This is a genomic window from Ekhidna sp. ABH4_415 (assembly GCF_056161305.1).
This window is the reverse complement of record NZ_JBSWYW010000010.1, coordinates 109,605-131,891: the sequence shown is the minus strand read 5'-3', so window position 1 is coordinate 131,891 and position 22,287 is coordinate 109,605. Positions and strand designations below refer to the sequence as shown.

Here is a 22,287-nt window from a genome sequence, read left to right as displayed (position 1 = left end):
GCTCCGTCTGACGGGCTGCTACAGTAAGAGGGATAATGACGAGGTGAAATCAGATGTTCTTGGCAAAGGATCTTATGGAAATAGGAGAGGAGAGAACCGATGCACGAAAACTCAAGCGGTTAGGTGCTGTCAGGTACGTAGTACGCCAGAAGTAGTTTGATGAGCTAATTGACCGTGCGATGCAAGAAAGCTATAGAAGATGAACGATCCCAGTTCCTAAAATCTTTGCTAGATCCTTCTGAAAGTGGAATATAACGGCTCTAATAAAATGCAGTAGCGCAATAGCTACACTTGGATAGAAGCAATCACGCACCTTGCGCTATTCATTTTATTTATTGTTGTGGTGCGTGCGTTAATTCTTAGAACGATGAAAAGGTATATTATTGAAAAGAAAATGATTAACGAAACTGATGGGTATTTCTTAGTAGTAGTAGAGGGTGAAACTCACCTGAACAGAACGGTTATTAAATCACCCATCCAATTTTTTACAACTCAAGGAGGTTACGATTACTGCCATCCATTTGAAGTTGCAAAGCAAAACGCTCAAGCCATAGCTAATGGGTTGAATGAGTTGGAAAAAATAAAGTCTGAACAACGCAAAAGGATTGTGTTTCACCCTGCATTTACAGAAGATGGGGTTTTCATTGGTACGGACTAATGCACCACAACGTCTAGATAAAGCATGTGGCTTTACCTGTAATTTAAAAAGCTGAAATTAGTGAAATCTGCCGAATGATTTTATCTCCTTCTTTTCCTTGGATGAAAAGAAGCAAAAATCAAGACAGCCTGAAACCTTCTGCCCACAGGCCCTCGCCGGCTCGGCAGGCTGTCCTGGCCAACGCACTTTCACTTCTGCGAAGTGAGCTTTTAGCCGGCAGATGAACGGGCGTCTCATGATGCCATATGCGAAGGACTATTTAAAGCCATGTGCTTTATCGCCTGTTATATTCTGCATTGTTTTACATCTTGCAATTTCCGTTCTGGCAAGAGCACCAGTTGCACCCTAAGTCCGCGATAGCAGTCACCTGGTAGATAACTAACCTTTTTCTGATGGAAAGCCGCTCTCACGCGGGCGCTCCGTCTGACGGGCTGCTACAGTAAGAGGGATAATGACGAGGTGAAATCAGATGTTCTTGGCAAAGGATCTTATGGAAATAGGAGAGGAGAGAACCGATGCTCGAAAACTCAAGCGGTTAGGTGCTGTCAGGTACGCAGTGCGCCAGAAGTAGTTTGATGAGCTAATTGACCGTGCGATGCAAGAAAACTATGGAAGATAAACGATCCCAGTTCCTAACATCTTTGCTAGATCCTTCTGAAAGTGGAATATAACGCCACTGTATAAATTCGTGGCTGATTAAAAGTATAAAAATTTCAGATAACTACCGAGGCAATCCGGAGGATTGGCTTATTAAATTAATTTTCACCAATAAGTCAAGCCTGCGGATTTCCGGGCTATCTACAAAGAGCAGAAGTAGCAATAACCTACAAACAGCCATGATTTATACAGGATGTTAGGTTTCGTTTTTAATTTTTTAGAAAGTGCTCGTTAATGTTGTCTGTCTGTTCAGGCAAATGTGAAGGGATTTCAAATTGGGAAAGGTTTATTGATCCACCAAACTCATTGGAGTAATACACTTCTTTATCTGTCGAAAATCTAACTCTTAGTTTAGTCTTAAAATTTCCTGAGTATTTATAGATTTTTGAAATCAGATATTCGTCTGGAATGAGTTTTGAAGCTCCTTTGCTAGCTCCGCAGACTACTGAGTAATCTATGTATTCAATAGGTCTCCATTTGCCATCTGGATCAATTGCCTCCTGTATCATGTAAATCCAGCCCTCTTGAGTTTCTATACTTTTAATTGAGTCAGAGATGTTTTGGATCATAACTGGGTAGCCTTTTACCATATGATCTGATGGTTTGTAATACTTAGAAAGGAAACTTATTTCAGATTCGTATATCTCTCGAACTGTTTCTCCTCCATAAATCTGGTTTTTAGAATTATCAGTATAATCTGAAATTGCTACAATTTGACTGACGTCTACAATGATCTTTAAACTATTTCCAAATTTGTATTTGATTGTCGGGTCAGGTATTAGTGGGGGAGGTGGTGGTTGTAAAGTTGGTGGAATTTCATAAACGCTGTCTTCGTACTCAATATTGGGGATATCTGTAGCGTCAGGTTCGCCATACTTTTCCACATACTTATATCTTCGATAGAAATGTTCTTTGTATAATTGTTCGGCATTTGAAATTCTGAATTCTTGATAGTTATTCGAAATGGAAATAAGTTCAAAGCCACCTTCAAGCATTTTTTTAGCTTTTATAGCGTCCTCAGCCTGAACCGTATCAACAACTATTGGGAATTGTTGGCTGTGCAGTTTAAAACAGATTAAAAATAATATGATTGTTAAAATGCGCATATGAAACCTAACAACTTAATAACAGGAGTATTCCTGTTATTAACCTTTCAAATATACTCCCATAGTATCTAATGGACTTATTACATCACTCAGTTTTTTGCTACTCACATGCGTGTAGATCTCAGTAGTCTTCGCACTGGTATGACCCAGCAGATCCTGAATGTAACGAAGGTTGGTTCCTTTTTCCAGCAAATGAGTGGCAAAACTATGACGCAATGTGTGCACCTTGACTGGTTTGTCGATTCCGGCACGCTTGACAGACCGTTGCAGAAATTTTCTTACGCTACTTGGCGAATACTGCGAACCATCATAGCTCTCGAATAGATAATGCTTTGGCGCATACTCAAGGTAATACTCCCTAAGAATAGCTAATAATCGCCTGGATAATATGGTATGGCGGTCTTTATCACCTTTACCATTTATAACGCGTATCTGCATCCGATCTGAATCAATGTCTCCGATCGTTAAGTTCAGCGCCTCTGATATGCGCAAGCCGGCACTGTAAATGGTCATGAGGATCGTCTTATGTTTCAGGTTTGGCGTGCATTCAAACAACCGTATAACCTCTTCCTCAGATAATACTAATGGCAACCGTTGCTTGCTTTTAGGTCGCTGTAGTGCGTAAACCTGCCGGTCCCAGCCCAACACCTGCTCCAGGTAAAACTTGATCGCATTGATCGACTGATTTTGATATGCACGTGAGCATTCCCTTTCTACAACCAACTGCCGCTGAAAGAGTAATATGTCTGTTTCAGTGATCTGATGCAGCTTTTTTGGATAGGTATACTTCAAAAACTCCCGAAACATGTAGCGATACGTACGAAAAGTAGATTCACTGTATCGCATCATTTTCATCTTGGTCTCCAGCATCCCCAGAGCCGCCTTATAAGCATCAGCAGTTTTATCAAGAGTTAATTTCATTGGAATGATAAAACTGACTGATTTAGAGAAATTAACTAGATTTATAAACGGATATATCCGATAATAAACGAAAATACCCGTATAATAATACGATTATGTTTCAAGCTCATTTATGTCTGAATTGCAAAGAACCGCTGCATGGACGCTCAGATAAAAAATTTTGTAGTGATCAGTGTAGGGCTACTTTTAATAATCAAAATAGAAAACCACACGAAGAGGCGATAAAGAAGCTCAATGCTCAGCTCCGAAAGAATCGCACCATTTTGAAAACATTATGCCCTACCGGTAAGGCTACCGTAAGGAGAGAAGTACTGACTGAAATGGGGTTTTCATTCAGGCACTTTACAAGTGCATATGGCAAAGCAGCAGACTTGTATTTCTTATGTTATGATTATGCATTTAAGCCCATCGTGGAGCGTTCTCAGGAACACGGGATCATGATTCAAAAGGTCTTGATCGTTCAGCAACAAGATTACATGAAGTCGTTTGATCCCTGGGAATATCTTAATCATTCTTAATGAATAGTCTGCGAGGGGATAAATAATTCTCCTGTCGTTTAGTCAGAAATTACTGTCACCCTGAGTGTGACCGAAGGGAGCGTATCGAAGGGTAGACAATGCATGGACAAAAAAAGGGCCCGACCCGCTAGTGCCGGTCTGGGCCCAAGGCTTTGTGCGGTTGTGCGTCCTAAATCTCAGCGCACTTACAGCTGATCTACAAACGCTTTAAACACCTCTTTGTGCTTTTCCAGGTCTAAGTCCGGTGAGACTGACACCCTCGCAATGTAATCTTTGTCGGATTCTTTGGTTGTGCCCTGGGTAGAAGTGGCAGGGATGGTCCAGTAGCAACCCTTTAGCTGCCCATAGCTCACGCAATACTTGCTGTCATTGGGATTCTCCGTGATCATCATATGGATCAGCTTGTCATTCAATGCGCGCTTATACGTCTCTCGTTCTTCTTCGGTATCTCCTTTCGTTGGAAGATCCAATGAAAATACCGACGGGGTAAATCCTTGTGAAGCCAGCTCCTCTGAAACGAAATTAATTTTGGCAGCAGGCAGTGTTTCTTGAATGAAATTCACAAACTCACGGGTGTTGACATACGCATCCTGAATGCGCTGATTCATGGATGGCATCTGCTCTGCCAGGATTGACACTTGCAGGTCGGTCGCTTCATTGTCACACAGGATCAGATGCTTCTCGATCTTCTCCATCAGGTTGGCCGCCCGGTCATTGGCTACACAATATCCTGCCGTGCATTTGCCTCCACTTGGAAATTTGGACCCGCTGACATACGAAAGGGTGCGGATGGATGAGAAGATCCAGTCTTCGCTCAGGAATTGCACATTGGGGCAGAAGGTCTGGTCAATGATGAATACCGGATCAATTGCATCATTACCGGAAGCGGTCTTTCGTTTTTTGTTTAAAGCATCGCGAAGCTTCTCCAGATTCGGCACCTCCACTCGTGGGTTGGTGGGTATCTCCACAATGATGAATGGGATGGCATCTGCTTTGGCCACCTGCTCCAGCACCCTTTCGGTACTGTCCACCATGTTGTTCTCCCTATCTACCGGAAGGTCCAGTATCTCCACATGATCCAGGCATGCAGCTACTCGTCTGGCCTGGTCGTTGGTGCCCCCGTAGCAGTTGGGAGGGACAATGAACTTGATGTTTTTCTCAGGATATCTTTCACGTGCATCATCGATCAAGCCCATCATGATAGCATACTGCACGGAAAGGCCACTTGAACCCAACAGTGGTTTTGTCTGAGTTGCCGTGATTCCCTTGATCGTTTCCAGCACCTTTGCTTTATCTGCTTCGAGGCTGAGTGCATGGCTTGAAGCAGAAGTTTCACCAATGAGTTGTTTCAATGCATCATAGCAATTGACAGGGGTCATGGCGATGGTTTCTCGTCTCCTTACATGCTGAATGGCTGAAGTGTACGAAGCATTTTGCTCTCCATTAATCGTCAAAATACTTCCCATATCCGCATATATGCCAATGTGGAAATCGATGGCATCATGCAGATCAATCTGCCCTATTTCGTCTATATCCGAAACAAACACGGTACTGCCTTCAAATGCAGAAACCGCATCGATGCTACCGACTTGTTCTACTGTAAAATTATAGCCATATACACTCCTGATCGTTTCTGCATCAAAAGAATCCGGTAACTCTCCGGTGTAAAGCACTCGGGTGTTTTTCTTGTCAAACAGGTTTTTTCTCAGAACCGCTAAAATGGGTATGGTATATGAAGAAAAGCTGATGACCTGATCGGGGTTCAGACCATTGATTTTAGCAATTGCCCATTCCAGGACCGAAGATAGGGGATGGCCCAATCGGATGTAGTCATAGGCTGTAGGGAGCTCGCTGAGTTTTGTTTTATCAGCATTACCGGTGTTATATAGATCTTCAAACTGCTCAATAAATTCAGTTTTCGCCAGCGATTCATTGTAAATGTCCAGACGGTGGGTGGTAAGGTTTAACCAGTCTGACGGTGTGTTTTTTACTACTTTCTCAATAAACGGCAGCACGTTGTTTTCTTTCATAAATGTTGTTTTGAGATCGAATGATTGTTCTAAACACTAATCGAGTATTCGAAGTTTCGCAAAGCTGAGTAGCAATGTTTTTTCACCGGCTTTGTCAAAATCAACCTTAGCTTTTTTGTTGGCGCCTTGCTCGTCAATGTTGGTGACTACTCCAAAACCGAACTTTGGATGCTCCACTTTCATGCCTTCAGCCAGGTTGGTTGTATCACTTGGCTCAAAGTCAGCACTTGGTTTGTGATTGACCTTCGCTGCAAAGCGCTTCGTGGTGTTCTCCTTCTTGATATTGGAAACAAAGTTCTTGGTCACGTAATTGATGCCCGGCGACACAGGGTCTTTAGATGAGAACTTCCGGTTTACTTTAATGAATTCCGGATCTACTTCCTCTAAAAAACGACTCGGCTCACAGTTTTTAAGTCGTCCATATCGGTACCGGTTCAGCGCATAGGTCAGGTAGAGCTTCTTCTCTGCTCGCGTGATGGCCACATAAAAGAGTCTGCGTTCTTCCTCCAGGTCTGCTCGGCTGCTTAGCATCATCTGTGAGGGGAACAATTCTTCTTCCAGACCCACAATAAACACATAAGGAAACTCCAATCCTTTCGCCATGTGTATGGTCATCAGCGTCACCGCCTCATCATTCTTCTTATTACGGTCCTCGTCGGTAAGCAATGCCACATCCTGAAGAAATGCACCCAGGCTTTTATCTTCCCTGTCCGGGTCGTCCGTAAATTCTTTGATCGCATTGAGAAGCTCCTGCGTATTTTCGTAGCGGTTCATCCCCTCGATGGTCTTGTCCTCATATAGCTCTTTTAGTAAGCCGGAGGTTTTGGCTATCTGAGCAGCCGTATCATACGCGTCTTTCTTTTCATTGGTCAGCCGGAAAGACTTGATCAATGCCACAAAGTTTTCAACCTGGGTTCCCCCGCGGTTTCCAACGTAAGAAGTGGCTTTTTCCATGATTTCCCATAGCTCTTTGCCTTCCTCGTTGGCAGCCACCACCATTTTGTCAATGGTGCCGGGTCCAATGCCTCTTTTCGGAAGGTTGATGATCCGACGCATCGCCGTTTCGTCATTCGGATTTACCGTGTACCTAAAATAGGCGAGGAGGTCTTTAATTTCTTTCCGTTGGTAGAAAGACAGTCCTCCCACAATGCGGTACTTAATGTTATTTCTACGCAGCGCTTCCTCGATCGCGCGTGATTGACTGTTCGTGCGATACAAGACAGCAAACTCTTTTTCAGAGCAGTGATTTTGCATCTTCGTCTCGAAAATCGCAGATGCCACGAGTTTGCCTTCTTCGTTATCGGAAGTCGCTTTGATCAGCTCGATCAAATCCCCTTCCTGGTTGTCTGTCCAGACGTTCTTTTTTAGCTGCGCGGTGTTTTTTCCAATGACGGAGTTTGCCGCATTTACGATCGTTTTGGTGGAACGGTAGTTCTGTTCCAGTCGGATCATTTTCAAATCCGGATAATCCCGCTCGAAATTTAGGATGTTTTGGATGTCGGCACCTCTGAACGCATAGATACTCTGTGCATCGTCACCCACCACACAGATGTTTTGGCGAACAGCGGCTAATCGCTTCGCAATCAGGTACTGGGAGATGTTCGTATCCTGAAACTCGTCAATCATCACATAATGAAAGCGCTGTTGGTATTTATTCAGCACATCCGGATGCTCCTGAAACAGGATGTTCGTGTTGAAGAGCAGGTCATCAAAGTCCATCGCGTCGGCGGCAAAGCAACGCTCACAGTAGGTCTTATAAATACGCCCCATTTCCGGACGCATGTTTTGAGTGTCATCCTCCAGGTAAATGGGGTTGTTCAGGTATTCTCGCCAGGAGACCAGCCGGTTTTTAGCTCCGGATATCCGGCTATAGACAATGTTCGGTTTATAAACTTTGTCATCCAGGTTAAACTCTTTGACAATCAGTTTGATGAGTGATTTGGAATCATCCGTATCATAGATGGTGAAGTTGCTGGGGTAGCCAATTTTGCCGGCCTCTGCTCTGAGGATTCTTGCAAAAACTGAGTGGAAGGTACCCATCCAGAGATTTTTGGCTTCTGCACCTACCATTTGCTCAATCCGATGCTGCATCTCACGTGCGGCTTTATTCGTAAAAGTGAGCGCCATGATGTTGAATGGATCTACATTATGAGCCTTGATCAGGTGTGCAATTCGGTAGGTGAGGACCCTTGTTTTTCCGGATCCTGCACCTGCAATGATCATGCATGGACCTTCTACATTTACTACGCCTTCTCGTTGGGGGGGATTGAGTTGTTCCAGGTAATCTGCCTTCGCTTCTGCCATACGGCAAATCTATTTCATTTAGGGTAGATTTTTTTTGAAATGGGAATGAACGTGGAGTGGATTTTTAACATCTTGCATAGCTATGATCGGAATTGTTGTGGAGGTGGTCCTGTCCTGGGTGATCCTTCGGTATATAGCTAAGAAAGATTTAAAGGTTTTAGGGCTAACACCTACTAGAAAATCACTCGCTGAGTTCGGGCTGGGTCTACTAGTGGCTTCAACTATGTGCTTGCTGTATTATCAATTGACAGCAATTGCTTCTGGCAGCTATTGGACGCTGAATGAATCATATAGTTTCAATGCCTTCATTCAAAGCTTTTGGTATGTGACAAAATCGGTCCTTTTTGAGGAGTTCATCTTTCGAGGAGCGATTCTTTATGTACTGATCTCACGAATTGGGGCAAAAAAAGCTTGCTGGATTTCTGCCATTTCCTTCGGCGTTTATCATTGGTTTTCTTATGGAATTATTGGCAACCTACAGCCAATGATTTTTGTGTTCTTGCTTACTGGCACCTGGGGGTTGATGTTTGCTTATGCCTATGCAAAAACAGGTTCGATGTTGCTTCCGTTTGCCCTTCATTTAGGATGGAATGCCGTTAATCTGATTGTCTTTTCGCAGGGTAATATTGGAGATCAATTACTCGTAGGAGTGGGAGGAAAATCTTTGGAGGGAATGGTGTCTCTGGCGATGTTTATACTACAATGGCTAGGGTTGCCGGCGATTGTTTTTCTCTACCTGAAATTCAACCCTTCAACGAACAAAGTGGAAAAAGCTGTTAAGGACGATAAAGCCTAAAAAGGCAAGAAATAAAGTTACCTCTAAAATAAGTATGATATTGCTAGCTCTGAAGAAAGGCTTTTTCACTTCTGTGACTTGCGAGTAGTGTTTTAACTTTTGCAAGCGATAAAATTAATCAACATTAAATAAATGTTACTGTAAGATTAATAGGTGAGCTTACTGATGAAATCCAGATGACCAAAATGGTATAATATTCTTATCTTGTTATCCAACAAACTAACTTAACATTACGCGATTATGGATTTTTCATCAATTAACTGGTTGGCAGTGCTGGTAGCAACTGTCTCCGCATTTGTGGTAGGAGGTATCTGGTACGGACCTCTTTTCGGGAAGGCCTGGATGGCTGAAATGGGATTTACCGAAGAAGAACTAAAGGAAGCGAACATGGCGAAAATTTATGGAACTGCGTTCGTGCTCGAGTTTATCATTGCGCTGCAGCTAGCACTCTTTTTAGGACATGGGGATACCGATCCATCTGTCGGGCAGGGGGCGGCCTATGGTTTCCACATTGGCTTCTTCTTTATTGCCTTATCTATGGGTGTTAATGCGCTGTTCTCACGTACATCACTCAAGTTGTGGTTCATTAATGGCTTTTACTTCGTTGTGTTGCTCACCCTTATGGGAGTGATATTGACTGTGATGTGATCATCTTAATCCCCAAAAAATCCCCCTTCTTATTAAAAAGGGGGTTAGGGGGTGACCCAACGCAACCCTTTTATACCCTAAAGGGATCCAAAAACACCCTCCACAAACACAGGCGCCTGCTCAAAAAGCGTATCCGTCGTAACTTGTGTGATCGCTCCGGTCTCGTATTCCATGGTGAAGATGTCGAAGTTCATTTTACCATTTTTCCCTCCGGTGTTGGAATCAAATGTGATGAGTTGACCATCCGGTGACCAGGAATGCCAACCCACTAATATGGAATCCGGAGTTAACTTCTTCTGTCCGGTCCCATCAGGGTTGATCTGAAACAGGTACGATCCTCCTTGCTGTTTCGAATGATAGGTAATGATGTTACGGTTTGGTTCCCAAAAAGGCGGACCTGCATGGTAACTGTACCAGTTCGCGGTAGTGTCGTCTTTCGGGTAGTATGTGAGTTGACGAAGATTACTTCCATCTACTCCTACGATATACAACTCATCCTGATAGCCAATATTCGCTTTGAATCGCTTTTTAGATCCTCTGAACACAACCTCTGATCCATCCGGCGAGAAGAACGGATCGCTGTAATAGGGAAGTCCGGTATACACTTTCTGAACCAGTTCACCTGATTTGTTGAGAATAAAGAAGGCACTATCACCTTCAACTCTCGGGTTTACAATGATCTCTTCACCACCTTTCCGCGTGCTCATCCAGCTATCCCGAAGTTGCGGACCACCGATTTTTCGATGTTCTTTTCCAAAAGCATCTGTTTCATACAGGAAGTAGCAACGATGGCAGGTGTCTTTGTCAGAGATGTATAGTACCTTATCATTATAGGCTCGGTAGGTCCATTCTACACCATCAAGATTGGTGATATTCAGCGCATCAGTGCCATCTAGGTTCATGGTGAATACCTCATAGTTATCACCTTCCTTATCGGTCCAGACATTATAGGCGATGCGGTATGATTTGGATGGTTGGTCAGCTTCCTTTTTTGCGCAAGAAAAAAGGATGACCCCCAGAATTAAATACGTTAGATTTTTCATAATTTCTATCTCCAGATTCCCAATATAAATCCAATTAATGTGAAATACACCACGATATAGCCACCATTGATTAATATATATCGGATAGTTTTCTGCTCATACATGGCGATGATGATGAAGATCATGGCAGCCCAGCCAAACCCTGCTAAAAATCCTGCTGTTGTCCCCCAAATCCAGTCAGTGTTTGCGTCACCCAAAAAGAAGGCCATGTTATAACAGATGAATACCGAAAGTATGGTGGATATTCCATAGAGTTTTCCAACATTGATGTCCTTAAAATCATCATCCGTTTTGTTGTTCTCTGTTTTCCAGGCATTATAAAATAGCGCCGGGGAATACCAGATCGCACCTACTATCAGGTTTGCAATGGCAGCCACAATTACTGCCCAATGATTGATGTACATTTCTTCCATGAGTTTTTGGGTTAAAAGTAGGAGAGTAGAATAAGTAAGTATTGGAAAAAAATTACCTCACAGGAATATAGTTGATGTCAGGTCCTTTTTCGGTCAGGTATTGTTGCGGGTTAAACCCCGAAAAGGCTTTAAACTCATTGATGAAGTGGGCCTGGTCAAAATATCCACAATCAAGTGCCAACTGGGTCCAGTTGATGGATTTCATGGCTTCAAGGTCGTGAATGGCTTTTTGAAAGCGCATCACTTTCTGAAAACCTTTGGGTGTGAGACCTACATATTTTTTAAATAAACCGATGAAGTGCTTCTGGCTGTAGCCGCTATTATCAGATATCCACTTAAGCGTACCGGTTTGTGGATTGGATGCGATCAGCGTTGAAGCCTTTACGATTGCTTCCGGTGGACTTTGGTCAAGAAGTCTTTGATTTAGAAAGTGCTCTGTTATGGAGAATTTTGTCTCCACTTCCATAGTGTTCAACAATTGATCTCTAAGAGCGTGAATTTGGGACTGAAAAAACACATCCGCAGCAATAACCTGACTCTTGGTTTGCTCTGAGGGATGATGGATAAACTGATAGGCGCCAGTGAATGTAAAGTTAATCACAAGCATACTGGAGTTAATTCCACCTGCATCAATGGTGAGGAGCTCATTTCTTGCTCCCGAAAACCAATAGTGTTTGCAAACTTGCTTATCAGTCAGGTTAAGGTTATCGAAAATGCGCTTGGGTGTCTCCGTAAGATCTATGATTAGAGTCTGGCAACCGTCCGGGAGCAGGCGTTCCTTTTCATGATCAGGACTGTATTCATCAAAATAAGCAATATATTGAATGTACAGTGCTAGTTGTCCCTCCGGTATGTGAAGGTGGAAATTCATTCGTTTGGATGCAAAACTCGTGGTATTGTCATGATCTCAGTGGCCCGACCATCTATATATCTCACATTTTCTCCATCAAAGAATGCATCTTCTTCCAGCATAATTCGGATTTCTTTGCCCCATTCTTCCAGGTATACACCAGCATTCAGTTCAATGGAATGAGCTGTATTGGGATATAATGGGTAATCTCCTTTACCGGGAACACCCCCTTGCTGATCCCAAAGACCGATTGTTGGTCCGGCAGCATGTCCATGAAACCCGATTGGATGAGTGTAAATCACACCTTTCAATCCCTCTGCATTGCATTGGTCTAAAGTGGCTTTCAAAATCTCGTTCCCGCTTCTTCCGATTTTGAAATTGGAAGTAAGGATGTCTTGCACTCTGTTGCCTTTCTTAAATGCTGCCCTGAGAAAGTCAGGGGCTTCTTTTTCATCGGGTTTGAGTACATAGGCATGTTGCTGCGTATCGGTATTGAGTCTTAAGTATGTAATCCCAAAATCTACATGAAGCAGATCGCCAGGGTAAATGACCTGCTGTTCAGGCCGTTCGGAGAATGATCTCAGATGATCAAACGACTCAGGATCCGCTCGCTGAATAGATACCGAGGGATGAAACCATGCCGTGAATCCAAGCTCCCGGATGCGATCCCGATACCACCACACCACATCGTCGGTAGTGGTCACGCCCGGCTGGATGACCTTTTCTGAAAATCCTTCGGCAATGATCTGATGCGCCATGCGAACGATGTTCTGGTAAACCATCATTTCGCTGGTAGTTCTTGTTTCCAACCATCCGATAGCCGCATTCTCAGCACTTACAACCCGTTCCTGATATTTCTTGGGAAGTACGTCCATCAGCATATCATAATGCGTAGAGGAGATACCATCTGCAAGTGCAAATGTCTCCGACTTGTTGATTCCAATCTTATTAGGATCTTTTTCGGTGATCATATCAGCCAGTGCCTTCCACTGATCCGGTTGATCCTCCTTATTCCATACCGTCTCGAAGAGATTTCCGGTGTTGTATCTGGACATGCCGAATGTTTCTAGTGCTTTGCCCTCACCAGGATCATAGGCGATCAGCATGGTCGTTCTTCTGGCTGATTGCCAGGTAGCTGGCAACATGGTTTTGATGACCGGGTCTTCGTTATATTCCCTTGCGATGATGATCCACATATCTATTCCGGATCGTCTCATCACCTCCGGAAGTACGGTTTGCACCCGCTCCTCCAGCCATTGATCGATGACCTCTGCACGCTCGCGCATGGATAGTACTTTTGGGAAGTAAGGGTTTTGTGCGAAAAGGGTAGTAGTCGGTAATAATAATAGAATGAAAATCTTCCTCATGCTTTAGTGTTTAGGCACTAAAGATAAGGATCATCATGGGATCACTCCACAATTACTCTGGAAGAAAATTCGTTACCGTCAGAGGTAGTCAGCCTTAGCAGATAAAACCCCTTTGTCAAGCCACCCAAGTCTACGAGATAGCTTAGCGGATTTTCCTGAATTGTATGCTGCTTAAGATTTTGTGACTCTCCTCCGCTAAGGTTGTAAATGGATATTTCCTGAACCTGGAAAGATTGTGTTGAGCTTAAATACACTTTTCCATTTTGCACCAATGTAGGGTATGCCCAAATCTGAACCTGCTCATTTTCCAGGTTGGTTTCTACTCTTTTAACATGGAAATATTCAAACTGACCATCAAAATCCACTTGCTTTAACCTGTAATATTCGACAGGTGCCAGCACAAACTTGTCTGTAAACTCATATGTAATTTCAGAGTTGCTATCACCATTTCCATCAACTCGTCCTATTTCGTAAAAATTTACTCCATCCTCTGATCGTTCAATGGAGAAATAGTCATTATTGATTTCAGTAGCTGTGGCCCAGGTTAAAATTACCTCGGAGCTGCTTTGAACATTAAAATACAGTAATTCTACCGGAAGCGGCGTAGTACCTCCGCTGGAAACAAACTCCTCAATCTCTGTAAATCCATCATCAGATAAATCATCGATGGTTTGTTGCTGGTCTCCACCGGTTCCCGTATCACCCGGGATAAAACTATCTGCATTTCCAGAGTATGAACCTGCATAGACAGCTCCACCACCAGTGTACGATCCCTGGCTTCCTGCTTTGTCGAAGTTACCTGAAACTATCAGAGTCCCGGTTGTGGCAACATTCATCTTGTTGGCAAAGGTGGCATCTCCCATGACTATGACAACTGCATTGTTTCCAATGTTAAGGTCCATGGATTTGTTAGCAAAACTCCAGTCACCATACACAATGAGTGTATCATTGTCTTCAATCGTTAATGATCCATTATTGTTGGAGTTGGCAAAATTCATATCGATTCTGTCATCATTGGCACCAACAGTAATTCGATGGTCAACCGAGATAGTCTCATTGCTAAAGTCTAGATCGTCATCACCTGGATTTACCGTATGGGTGCCCGGATAAGATCCACCAATCCAATTGGAATTATTGGTCCACTGACCAGACTGGGATGATGTTTGTCCTGCAAGGGATGTACTGATCAGAATACCGAATATGTATAAAATCTTGTTCATAATATCAGACCGATACGTTATAAAAATCTACGTAGTTGCTACAGCAAGTAGTTTTCTTTTTTTTAGAAACAGGCATTTTTTCGATATAAATGAAAAGTAGGAAGTTGAAATGCGTTTTTCTACCTTTGCGGTTCATCTCAAGACTTAATAATGAAGTATCTAAATAATCTAACGGAGGGAATAGGAAATACCCCACTTTTAAAGCTAAATAGTGTAAATAAAGGCATAAAAGGCACGGTCCTGGTAAAGGTTGAATATTTCAATCCAGGCAACTCAATAAAGGATCGGATCGCCCTGAAAATGATTGAGGATGCTGAAGAAAAGGGAATTCTTAAGCCTGGAGGGACCATTATCGAAGGAACTTCAGGGAATACTGGTATGGGGTTAGCATTAGTAGCTATTTCAAAAGGATACAAATGCATTTTTACCCTTGCTGATAAACAAAGTAAGGAAAAAATGGATGTCCTTCGCGCGATGGGTGCTGAGGTAGTCGTGTGTCCCACCAATGTGGCGCCAGACGATCCAAAATCGTATTACTCGGTTGCTAAGCAACTGGAAAAAGATATCCCGAACTCTTTTTACCCAAATCAATACGACCACCCGGCTAATGCACTGTCTCACTATGAAACCACTGGTCCCGAAATATGGAATGATACGGATGGTAAAATAACTCACTATGCTGCTGGCATGGGGACGGGAGGAACGATAAGTGGTACTTCTAAATACCTGAAGGAACAAAATCCAAATGTGGTTACAATAGGTCTTGACTCATATGGATCTGTATTTAAAAAATACAAGGAAACAGGTGAGTTTGATGAGAAAGAGATTTATCCATACCTAACAGAGGGGATTGGCGAAGATATCCTCCCTAAAAATGTGGATTTTGACATGGTAGATCACATAGTAAAAGTGACTGATAAAGATGCGGCGATTATGACGAGAAGGCTTGCTCGGGAAGAGGGGCTTTTTGTTGGGTGGTCGTGTGGATCAGCTGTTCACGGTGCATTGGAGTATGCCAAAGAAAATCTTAAAGAGGATGATGTGATGGTGATCATTTTACCGGATCACGGCACCAGATACCTGGGTAAGGTATACAACGACGACTGGATGAAAGACCATGGATTCTTGGAGGATCGAAAGTTTGCTACAGCAAAGGATATCATCATGAATAAAAATGGTTCATCAGAATTGGTGACCATTGATCACTCAACCAAAGTAGGAGAGGCGATCAAATTGATGAATCAGAAAGGAATCGACCAGGCCCCTGTAATAAAGGGTAATGATTTTGTGGGTAGTGTGTCAGACAGCCTGTTATTGAGAAGCCTTGTGGAAAATCCAAATTTGAAAGAGGAGCCTGTATCAGAAATTATGGAAGCACCATTCCAGTTTATTTCGTCACTCGAACCAATCGATGTGATGTCCTCCATGCTAAGCAAAGAAAAGAAGGCATTAATGATCAGAGACGAGTCTAACAAGGTTCATATCATCACTCAAAGTGATCTTTTGGTAGCCATGACGAATTAATTAAATTTGGCTTAGCACAAATTAAATTTTAACTCTTTACTTGCAGCCCCTTGGTTTGATTTACTGAGGGGTTTTTTTGACTGCAAATCCCAAAAGTCAAAGAGTCAAATTTCAAATAAATTCCAAATTTCAATGTCTGATAAGGTTTACGATTTAGAAGAGCGAACATTTCAATTTGCTAAGTCAATTCGGTTATTAGCGAAGAAATTACCAAAAACCACAGCGAATATTGAAGATGTTAAGCAGATAATTCGATCATCGGGCTCAATTGGATCCAACTATATTGAGGCGAATGAGGCTTTAAGTAAGAAGGACTTTCTTTTTAGAGAAAAAATAGCTCGTAAAGAAGCAAAGGAAAGTGCGTACTGGTTACGGTTGATTCTTGAGACAAATGACCGGGAGTTTTCTAATGAGATTAAAACACACTTTGATGAAGCAACTGAGTTGAAAAAGATATTATCTGCCATAATTAGTAAATCAAGTTAAGGTTTGGTTCTTTGCATATTGATTATTGGAATTTGTTTGTGGTTTATTATTTGAAACTTGGAGGTTAACAACGTATGAAATCAAACCAACCAATCGGAATCTTTGATAGTGGCATTGGAGGCCTTACTGTTGCAAAAGCGGTGAAGAATGTGCTGCCAGGTGAGTCCATTGTTTATTTCGGAGATACTGCTCACCTTCCTTACGGAGATAAGTCTACAGCGGCTATTCAGGCCTATTCGGTTCGCATTGCAGAAATGCTATTGAAGCAAAAGTGCAAGGTGATCCTGATTGCTTGTAATTCAGCCTCTTCTGCAGCGTACGACCTGGTAACTGAGTATGTAGGTAAAAAAGCCAAGGTTTTTGATGTAATCAATCCCACAGTGGATTTCATTCGTGAAAATTATCAGGATGAGAAAGTGGGACTAATAGGGACTAAACAAACCGTTTCTGCTGGGGTGTATGCCAGGAAAATTGAGCAGCTGAAACAGAACATTCAGTTTACTTCATTGGCAACACCATTACTTGTTCCAATGATAGAAGAGGGAATCTACAACGATGAAATTAGCAGAAATATCATTGGGAAATACCTCAACGATCCTCTATTGGAAGGAATTAAATCGTTGATTCTTGGATGTACGCATTATCCCATCATCAAGGAGGAGATTAGAACCCATTACACTCAACAAAACAAAGAAATCGAGATTATAGATTCTGCGGAAACGGTAGCATTAGCACTTAAGTCTTTTCTGGAGTATCACCAGCTGGTGAATAAAGAATCCGTGGGTTCAGATCAGTTTTTGGTATCTGATTTTACAGAGTCCTTTGAGCATACAACGAAAACGTTTTTTGGTAAAGAAGTACACCTCGAACAAATCCCAATTTGGGATGAATTGGGTTAGATTTACAGTATGAACAGACTATTTATTCTTTCTATTGCGATCCTTTTATCAGCTTGTGCTGTGAATAAAAGTACTAAAACCATGCATCCGTATGAAGGAGGCATGGTTGGCTGTGGAGACTTTATCATTTATAAGCTGACAAATGACAATCAGGAATATGTTTCAGTAGTGGTTGACATGTCTGCTATTGAGTTAGAGGACTTTCAGGCATATGCCATTGGAAAAGCAGATGTTGTAAATGTGACAAGGAAAAAATTTGAAGGGCCCATTCATGCAGCGCTTTGCAACGATGTTATGGGAGAAAGACCTGAAGAGTTGCTTTCTGAAATTGCATTAAGTGGAATAGTTGAATTACGTGTGAATGAGACGCAGCGTAAGAATAAAGAAAAAGGTGAACCTTATACTGTGACATTGGTTCTCAAAAAGGTGGTTTTTGAAACCATGAGTATTGATTACCTCCGACTGGAGGATGTCAATGTTGGTTGGCTGCCAGGATAAACTTTACAAAATGTTTTCTTAGAAGGCCCTTCGGGGTAAATTCGAGTGTGATTTCATTCGCCATCTATTTGGGTTTCCTTTTAATCTTTGTCGTATTTGCTGTTTATGCAGAGCGAAAGACTGCTGCATTCATTCAAAACAGGCTGGGGCCAATGGAGGTAGGCCCAAAAGGCACACTTCAGACCATTGCGGATCTACTGAAGATGCTTCAGAAAGAGGACATTCGTGCGAACGCAATAGATATCATTCCCTTTTTGTTTGCACCGTTTATCGTATTTGCTGCAGTATTTACAGGCTTTTCGGTACTTCCTCTAAATTCAACCATTGACGGCTCAGGAGTTTCCAGCGGTGTTTTCTTTTTGCTTGCTATTGTGTCGCTTGATGTTCTTGGCATATTGATGGCAGGATGGGCTTCAAATAATAAATACAGCTTATATGGGGCGATGCGTTCAGTAGCGCAAATCGTTTCTTATGAGGTGCCTTTAGGGCTGAGTGTTTTATGTGTGATTATCCTCACAGGAACACTGAACCTTCAAACCATGAGTTTTTTGCAGGAAGGAGGATTTGCTGGGTGGAACATTATACAATACCCGATATTGATTATTCCTTTCATCATTTTCTTTATATCTGGTTTGGCAGAATCTAACCGTACACCTTTTGATTTGCCTGAATCAGAGTCCGAGCTAATTGGTGGGTACCATACAGAATATTCCGGATTTCGGTGGGGGATATTCATGCTTTCAGAATACGGCATGATGTTGCTCTTGTCGATTCTGGCTGCAATTCTGTTTTTTGGTGGGTGGAATTCGCCATTTTCCAGTATGCTGGATGGACCTATTTGGGGTACGTTCTGGTTGTTGTTCAAAGCTCTGCTTTTGATCTTTGTGCAGATGTGGGTACGTTGGACATTACCCCGGCTCAGGGTAGATCAGCTCATGAGTTTATCATGGAAGTATCTAACCCCGCTGGCTATTGTTATGTTGTTTGTCTGTGCAATGTGGAAACTATGGATAATTGGCTGATTTAGTGAGTTATTTAGGAAATATAGCGACCGGATTTAAGACCACCTGGAAGGGAATGAGACTATCCATCAAGTACTTTTTTCAGGCTCGTTTCGCCAGAAAGAAAGAATGGGTAGGAGAGAATAACTACTTTGAAAAAGCAAACGGAACATTCACTGTCCAATACCCTCATGAAGAAATTCCCATCCCGGATATTGGAAGGTATCAGCTTCACAATGAAATAGATGACTGCATTGTTTGTGATAAGTGTGCCAAAATCTGTCCGGTAGACTGCATCGATATTGAGCCGGTAAGATCGCCTGAGGTTTTTGGTCAGACCTCTGATGGCACTCCACTTAGAATCCATGCAGCCAAGTTTGATATCGATATGTCTAAATGCTGCTTTTGTGGATTATGCACGGTGGTTTGCCCCACGGAGTGTCTCACTATGACTAAAGAATTTGATTTTAGTACCACAGACATTCTGGATCATAATTTTTCCTTCAGCAAAATGACTGATCAGGAGATTGCAGAGAAAAAGAAAGAGTTTGAAGATTATCAGGTACAGAAAACGAAGGCAAAGCCTGAGCTCCCGGCTCAGAATAAAGAGGCAGACGTAATGAAGAAGCCAACAGCAAAACCTGTTTTTAAACCCCGAATTCCTAAAAAGAAATAATGATTGTTGCCATTCAGATTTTTATGGGTTTGTTAGTTCTGTCAGGAGTGCTGATCATTCTATTTACCAGGAACATTGTGCATGCTGCATATGCACTGTGTCTGGCACTTATTGGAATTGCTGGAGTCTATGTTGTTTTGATGGCAGAATTACTGGCCGTTGTTCAGATTATGCTTTATGCTGGCGGAGTTGTGATTCTATTGGCTTTCGGAGTGATGATGACGAATCGTCTGCGTGGTGAGAAAGTATTGTCTGGTTCCAATAACCAATTTATAGGAGGAGTTTTATCATTGGGGCTATTTGCCGGTCTTTCCTATCTCATTTCAACGGCATCATTCGGAACAAAACCTGTAAAAGGTCAAGATCAGATTGAATCAATTGGGGTTTCATTTCTTACCGATCACATTGTCGCATTTGAGTTGATCGCGTTTATTTTGTTGGTTGCGCTGGTAGGAGCGGCTTATCTGGCTAAAAATGCAGCAAATGAGTGAGCAGGTTTTAATATATTACTTATACCTTGCTGCGTTTCTATTTTCAGCAGGCACCTACGTGGTACTGACGAAACGAAGTGCCATTTTCGTACTCATAGGGGTCGAACTAATGCTCAATGCTGCGAATGTTGTGTTAGCTGCATTTTCCCAATTTGATCCGCAATTGAAAGGTCAGGTAGTTGCCATCTTTGCTGTCGTACTCACTGTCTGTGAGGTGTCGATTGCACTGGCTATTTTGCTCAATATTTACCGAAAGACCAAAGCTTCCAACCTGGACGAACTCACTAAACTTGGGAATCCATGAGTACGAGCATTGCCACGATATTGACGTTATTCTTACCATTGTTAGGTGGACTAATAGCCCTTGTATTTAAAAGGGAGCTTTATGCAATTCTCGGAATGGGAATCGGGTTCGTTTCATCATTATTTCTGACGATAATAAAAGCTGACTACTTATGGTTGGTGGAATGGCTTCCTGGATACGATTTATCGATTCGGATAGATAGCGCATCTTCCATTCTCATCTCACTTGTATTGCTCATTTCATTGCTGGTACACATTTTTTCACTGGAGTACATGCGTGAAGACAATGGGAAGCCCAGATATTTTGCAAAGTTAGGCTTCTTCACTTTTTCAATGATTGGCTTATTAATGGCTGATCACCTGATTCTACTTTTTGTTTTTTGGGAATTGGTGGGGCTTGCCTCTTACCTCCTGATCGGGTTTTGGTATCGGAAGGATGGAATTCCGTCTTCTGCCCGTTTGGCATTCATGACGAATCGAATTGCAGATGTTGCGCTTCTTGCTGGTATTTTGATGCTCAATTCTCAAGAGGCAATCCAAATTTCAACGATGACCACTAGCTGGTTGTTTGTCCCATCCATTCTGGTCGCCATTGGTGCTTTTGGAAAATCAGCACAACTGCCATTTTCGGGTTGGTTAACGAAAGCGATGGTGGGCCCTACGCCCGTTTCAGCACTCATTCATGCAGCAACGATGGTTGCCGCTGGGGTCTATTTGCTGTTCAGGGTTGCTCCATTTCTTCACCCGGACGCACTCATAATCATTGCGCTGATTGGGGCAGCTACCGCCTTCTATGGTGGCATATGTGCCCTGTTTCAACATGATATAAAGAAAGTGCTGGCATATTCAACCATCTCACAGCTGGGGTATATGGTTCTGGGAATAGGCGTTGGTGGCGCCAGCGCATCGATTTTTCATTTATTCACCCATGCATTTTTCAAAGCTGGACTTTTTTTGGGTGCCGGAGCACTCATTCATTTTATGCATAAGGTATCTACTGAAGATGCTCAGGATATGCGCAATATGGGTGGCTTAAGGAATCAGCTGCCGTGGACTTTTCGAGCTTTTCTGGTTTGCTCGCTGGCACTTGCTGGGTTACCGTTCTTTAGTGGGTTTATGTCAAAGGAAGCCATTATCCTTTCTGCATGGAATTGGGCCGATCAGCTGGGTACCTGGGCATACATTATTCCTGACTTTGCTTTGATCACGGCTTTTCTAACAGCATTGTATGTAGGCAGAATGGTATTATTGGTTTTTTATGGCACCTCCCGAGTTGAACTCAAAAGCTCTTTTGTAGAAAGCAATGCGCTAAAGTTGCCTCTGATATTCCTAGCACTGGGATCTTTATGGATTGCTTTTAATTGGAATCCATTGGCCCATGCTAGTTGGTTTAATTCATATTGGATGATTGAAGAACACTTTAGTGATGGCAGCTTGATTGTTACTTTCATGTCGATACTTTTGGTAGGTGTCGGGCTACTTTTATCCTACGGCCTGTTTAAACCGGACTCTGCATATGCGACTAGTTATCGTGATGTAACTGGTCGATTTGCCTCTGCACTAAATGGGTTTTATGTGGTCTGGCTTTATCAGAGAATTGGTGTGGGATTATCTTATGCAGCTAAACAGCTTCATTCGTTAGATCAAAAAGTGATTGATGGAGCGATTCATTTACTAGGAGTAAGCACGGTTGTATTTTCCAAAACCATCGCTTTGATTGATCGCTTTGCGGTAGATGGTCCGGTAAATGGAGCGGCTCATTTATCAGGGTTCATTGGGAAAAGGTTCGCCGCAATCAACTCAAGGGATACCCAGACCCAACTGGCATGGTTGCTCGTTGGTGTAATTTTAATTTTATCTTGGATTCTGTTTTTTTAA

The 22,287-nt window shown here is 42.6% G+C and carries 22 protein-coding genes; 13 read left to right on the top strand and 9 right to left on the bottom strand.

What is annotated here, in order from left to right:
* Positions 1 to 367 precede the first annotated feature (367 nt).
* Positions 368 to 658: a hypothetical protein gene (locus tag ACXAH9_RS16540; protein ID WP_474895959.1), complete on the top strand. Its 291-nt coding sequence runs from the start codon at positions 368 to 370 to the stop codon at positions 656 to 658.
* 866 nt (positions 659 to 1,524) lie between these two features.
* Here the strand turns inward: ACXAH9_RS16540 and ACXAH9_RS16535 are convergent.
* The gene (locus ACXAH9_RS16535; protein ID WP_474895958.1) at positions 1,525 to 2,421 is read right to left on the bottom strand and encodes a hypothetical protein; all 897 of its coding nucleotides are present in this window, start codon (positions 2,419 to 2,421) and stop codon (positions 1,525 to 1,527) included.
* Between the two features lie 39 nt (positions 2,422 to 2,460).
* A complete protein-coding gene (gene xerA / locus ACXAH9_RS16530) occupies positions 2,461 to 3,342 on the bottom strand; it encodes a site-specific tyrosine recombinase/integron integrase (protein WP_474895957.1) in 882 nt (293 codons plus the stop codon).
* Between the two features lie 95 nt (positions 3,343 to 3,437).
* On the opposite strand from xerA, the gene ACXAH9_RS16525 reads away from it, so the two are divergent.
* Positions 3,438 to 3,860, top strand: coding sequence for a hypothetical protein (locus ACXAH9_RS16525; RefSeq protein ID WP_474895956.1), 423 nt, complete (start codon positions 3,438 to 3,440; stop codon positions 3,858 to 3,860).
* A gap of 185 nt (positions 3,861 to 4,045) precedes the next feature.
* Here ACXAH9_RS16525 and ACXAH9_RS16520 read toward each other — a convergent pair whose 3' ends face one another.
* Positions 4,046 to 5,890, bottom strand: coding sequence for a cystathionine beta-synthase (locus ACXAH9_RS16520; protein ID WP_474895955.1), 1,845 nt, complete (start codon positions 5,888 to 5,890; stop codon positions 4,046 to 4,048).
* A gap of 36 nt (positions 5,891 to 5,926) precedes the next feature.
* Complete coding sequence (locus ACXAH9_RS16515; RefSeq protein WP_474895954.1) at positions 5,927 to 8,194, bottom strand: ATP-dependent helicase; 2,268 nt, start codon at positions 8,192 to 8,194, stop codon at positions 5,927 to 5,929.
* An 82-nt stretch (positions 8,195 to 8,276) separates the two neighbouring features.
* Here ACXAH9_RS16515 and ACXAH9_RS16510 point away from each other — a divergent pair, with 82 nt between their 5' ends.
* Entirely contained in the window at positions 8,277 to 8,990 is a 714-nt protein-coding gene (locus ACXAH9_RS16510) for a lysostaphin resistance A-like protein (protein ID WP_474895953.1), read from the top strand.
* A 240-nt stretch (positions 8,991 to 9,230) separates the two neighbouring features.
* Positions 9,231 to 9,638: a DUF1761 domain-containing protein gene (locus ACXAH9_RS16505; protein ID WP_474895952.1), complete on the top strand. Its 408-nt coding sequence runs from the start codon at positions 9,231 to 9,233 to the stop codon at positions 9,636 to 9,638.
* A 77-nt stretch (positions 9,639 to 9,715) separates the two neighbouring features.
* Here ACXAH9_RS16505 and ACXAH9_RS16500 read toward each other — a convergent pair whose 3' ends face one another.
* The 5 genes from ACXAH9_RS16500 to ACXAH9_RS16480 are packed head-to-tail and all read right to left on the bottom strand — an operon-like array spanning position 9,716 to position 14,531.
* Positions 9,716 to 10,681 carry a TolB family protein gene (locus ACXAH9_RS16500; protein ID WP_474895951.1) on the bottom strand — a complete coding sequence of 322 codons (966 nt, stop codon included), beginning with the start codon at positions 10,679 to 10,681 and terminating at the stop codon, positions 9,716 to 9,718.
* 5 nt (positions 10,682 to 10,686) lie between these two features.
* Positions 10,687 to 11,094, bottom strand: coding sequence for a DUF1761 domain-containing protein (locus tag ACXAH9_RS16495; protein ID WP_474895950.1), 408 nt, complete (start codon positions 11,092 to 11,094; stop codon positions 10,687 to 10,689).
* 52 nt (positions 11,095 to 11,146) lie between these two features.
* On the bottom strand, positions 11,147 to 11,965 hold the full coding sequence (locus tag ACXAH9_RS16490; RefSeq protein ID WP_474895949.1) for an AraC family transcriptional regulator: 819 nt from the start codon (positions 11,963 to 11,965) through the stop codon (positions 11,147 to 11,149).
* Positions 11,962 to 13,311 carry a M24 family metallopeptidase gene (locus ACXAH9_RS16485; protein WP_474895948.1) on the bottom strand — a complete coding sequence of 450 codons (1,350 nt, stop codon included), beginning with the start codon at positions 13,309 to 13,311 and terminating at the stop codon, positions 11,962 to 11,964. Before ACXAH9_RS16485 ends, ACXAH9_RS16490 begins: the two co-directional genes overlap by 4 nt.
* Positions 13,312 to 13,352: 41 nt before the next feature.
* Positions 13,353 to 14,531: a T9SS type A sorting domain-containing protein gene (locus ACXAH9_RS16480; RefSeq protein ID WP_474895947.1), complete on the bottom strand. Its 1,179-nt coding sequence runs from the start codon at positions 14,529 to 14,531 to the stop codon at positions 13,353 to 13,355.
* Between the two features lie 150 nt (positions 14,532 to 14,681).
* On the opposite strand from ACXAH9_RS16480, the gene ACXAH9_RS16475 reads away from it, so the two are divergent.
* From ACXAH9_RS16475 to ACXAH9_RS16435, 9 genes are all read left to right on the top strand, one after another.
* Positions 14,682 to 16,055: a cystathionine beta-synthase gene (locus ACXAH9_RS16475; RefSeq protein ID WP_474895946.1), complete on the top strand. Its 1,374-nt coding sequence runs from the start codon at positions 14,682 to 14,684 to the stop codon at positions 16,053 to 16,055.
* Positions 16,056 to 16,187: 132 nt separating this feature from the next.
* The gene (locus ACXAH9_RS16470) at positions 16,188 to 16,541 is read left to right on the top strand and encodes a four helix bundle protein (RefSeq protein ID WP_474895945.1); all 354 of its coding nucleotides are present in this window, start codon (positions 16,188 to 16,190) and stop codon (positions 16,539 to 16,541) included.
* A gap of 74 nt (positions 16,542 to 16,615) precedes the next feature.
* On the top strand, positions 16,616 to 17,440 hold the full coding sequence (gene murI / locus ACXAH9_RS16465) for a glutamate racemase (RefSeq protein WP_474895944.1): 825 nt from the start codon (positions 16,616 to 16,618) through the stop codon (positions 17,438 to 17,440).
* A 9-nt stretch (positions 17,441 to 17,449) separates the two neighbouring features.
* Positions 17,450 to 17,938 (top strand): hypothetical protein, encoded by a 489-nt coding sequence (locus ACXAH9_RS16460; RefSeq protein ID WP_474895943.1) that lies wholly within the window; start codon positions 17,450 to 17,452, stop codon positions 17,936 to 17,938.
* A 47-nt stretch (positions 17,939 to 17,985) separates the two neighbouring features.
* Entirely contained in the window at positions 17,986 to 18,960 is a 975-nt protein-coding gene (gene nuoH / locus ACXAH9_RS16455) for an NADH-quinone oxidoreductase subunit NuoH (protein WP_474895942.1), read from the top strand.
* Positions 18,961 to 18,964: 4 nt separating this feature from the next.
* Entirely contained in the window at positions 18,965 to 19,615 is a 651-nt protein-coding gene (locus ACXAH9_RS16450; protein WP_474895941.1) for a 4Fe-4S dicluster domain-containing protein, read from the top strand.
* Positions 19,615 to 20,106, top strand: a complete 492-nt coding sequence (locus ACXAH9_RS16445) for an NADH-quinone oxidoreductase subunit J family protein (RefSeq protein ID WP_474895940.1) — start codon at positions 19,615 to 19,617, stop codon at positions 20,104 to 20,106. Before ACXAH9_RS16450 ends, ACXAH9_RS16445 begins: the two co-directional genes overlap by 1 nt.
* Positions 20,099 to 20,410, top strand: a complete 312-nt coding sequence (nuoK, locus tag ACXAH9_RS16440; RefSeq protein WP_474895939.1) for an NADH-quinone oxidoreductase subunit NuoK — start codon at positions 20,099 to 20,101, stop codon at positions 20,408 to 20,410. Before ACXAH9_RS16445 ends, nuoK begins: the two co-directional genes overlap by 8 nt.
* The gene (locus tag ACXAH9_RS16435) at positions 20,407 to 22,287 is read left to right on the top strand and encodes an NADH-quinone oxidoreductase subunit 5 family protein (RefSeq protein WP_474895938.1); all 1,881 of its coding nucleotides are present in this window, start codon (positions 20,407 to 20,409) and stop codon (positions 22,285 to 22,287) included. The genes nuoK and ACXAH9_RS16435 overlap by 4 nt, the downstream gene beginning before the upstream one ends.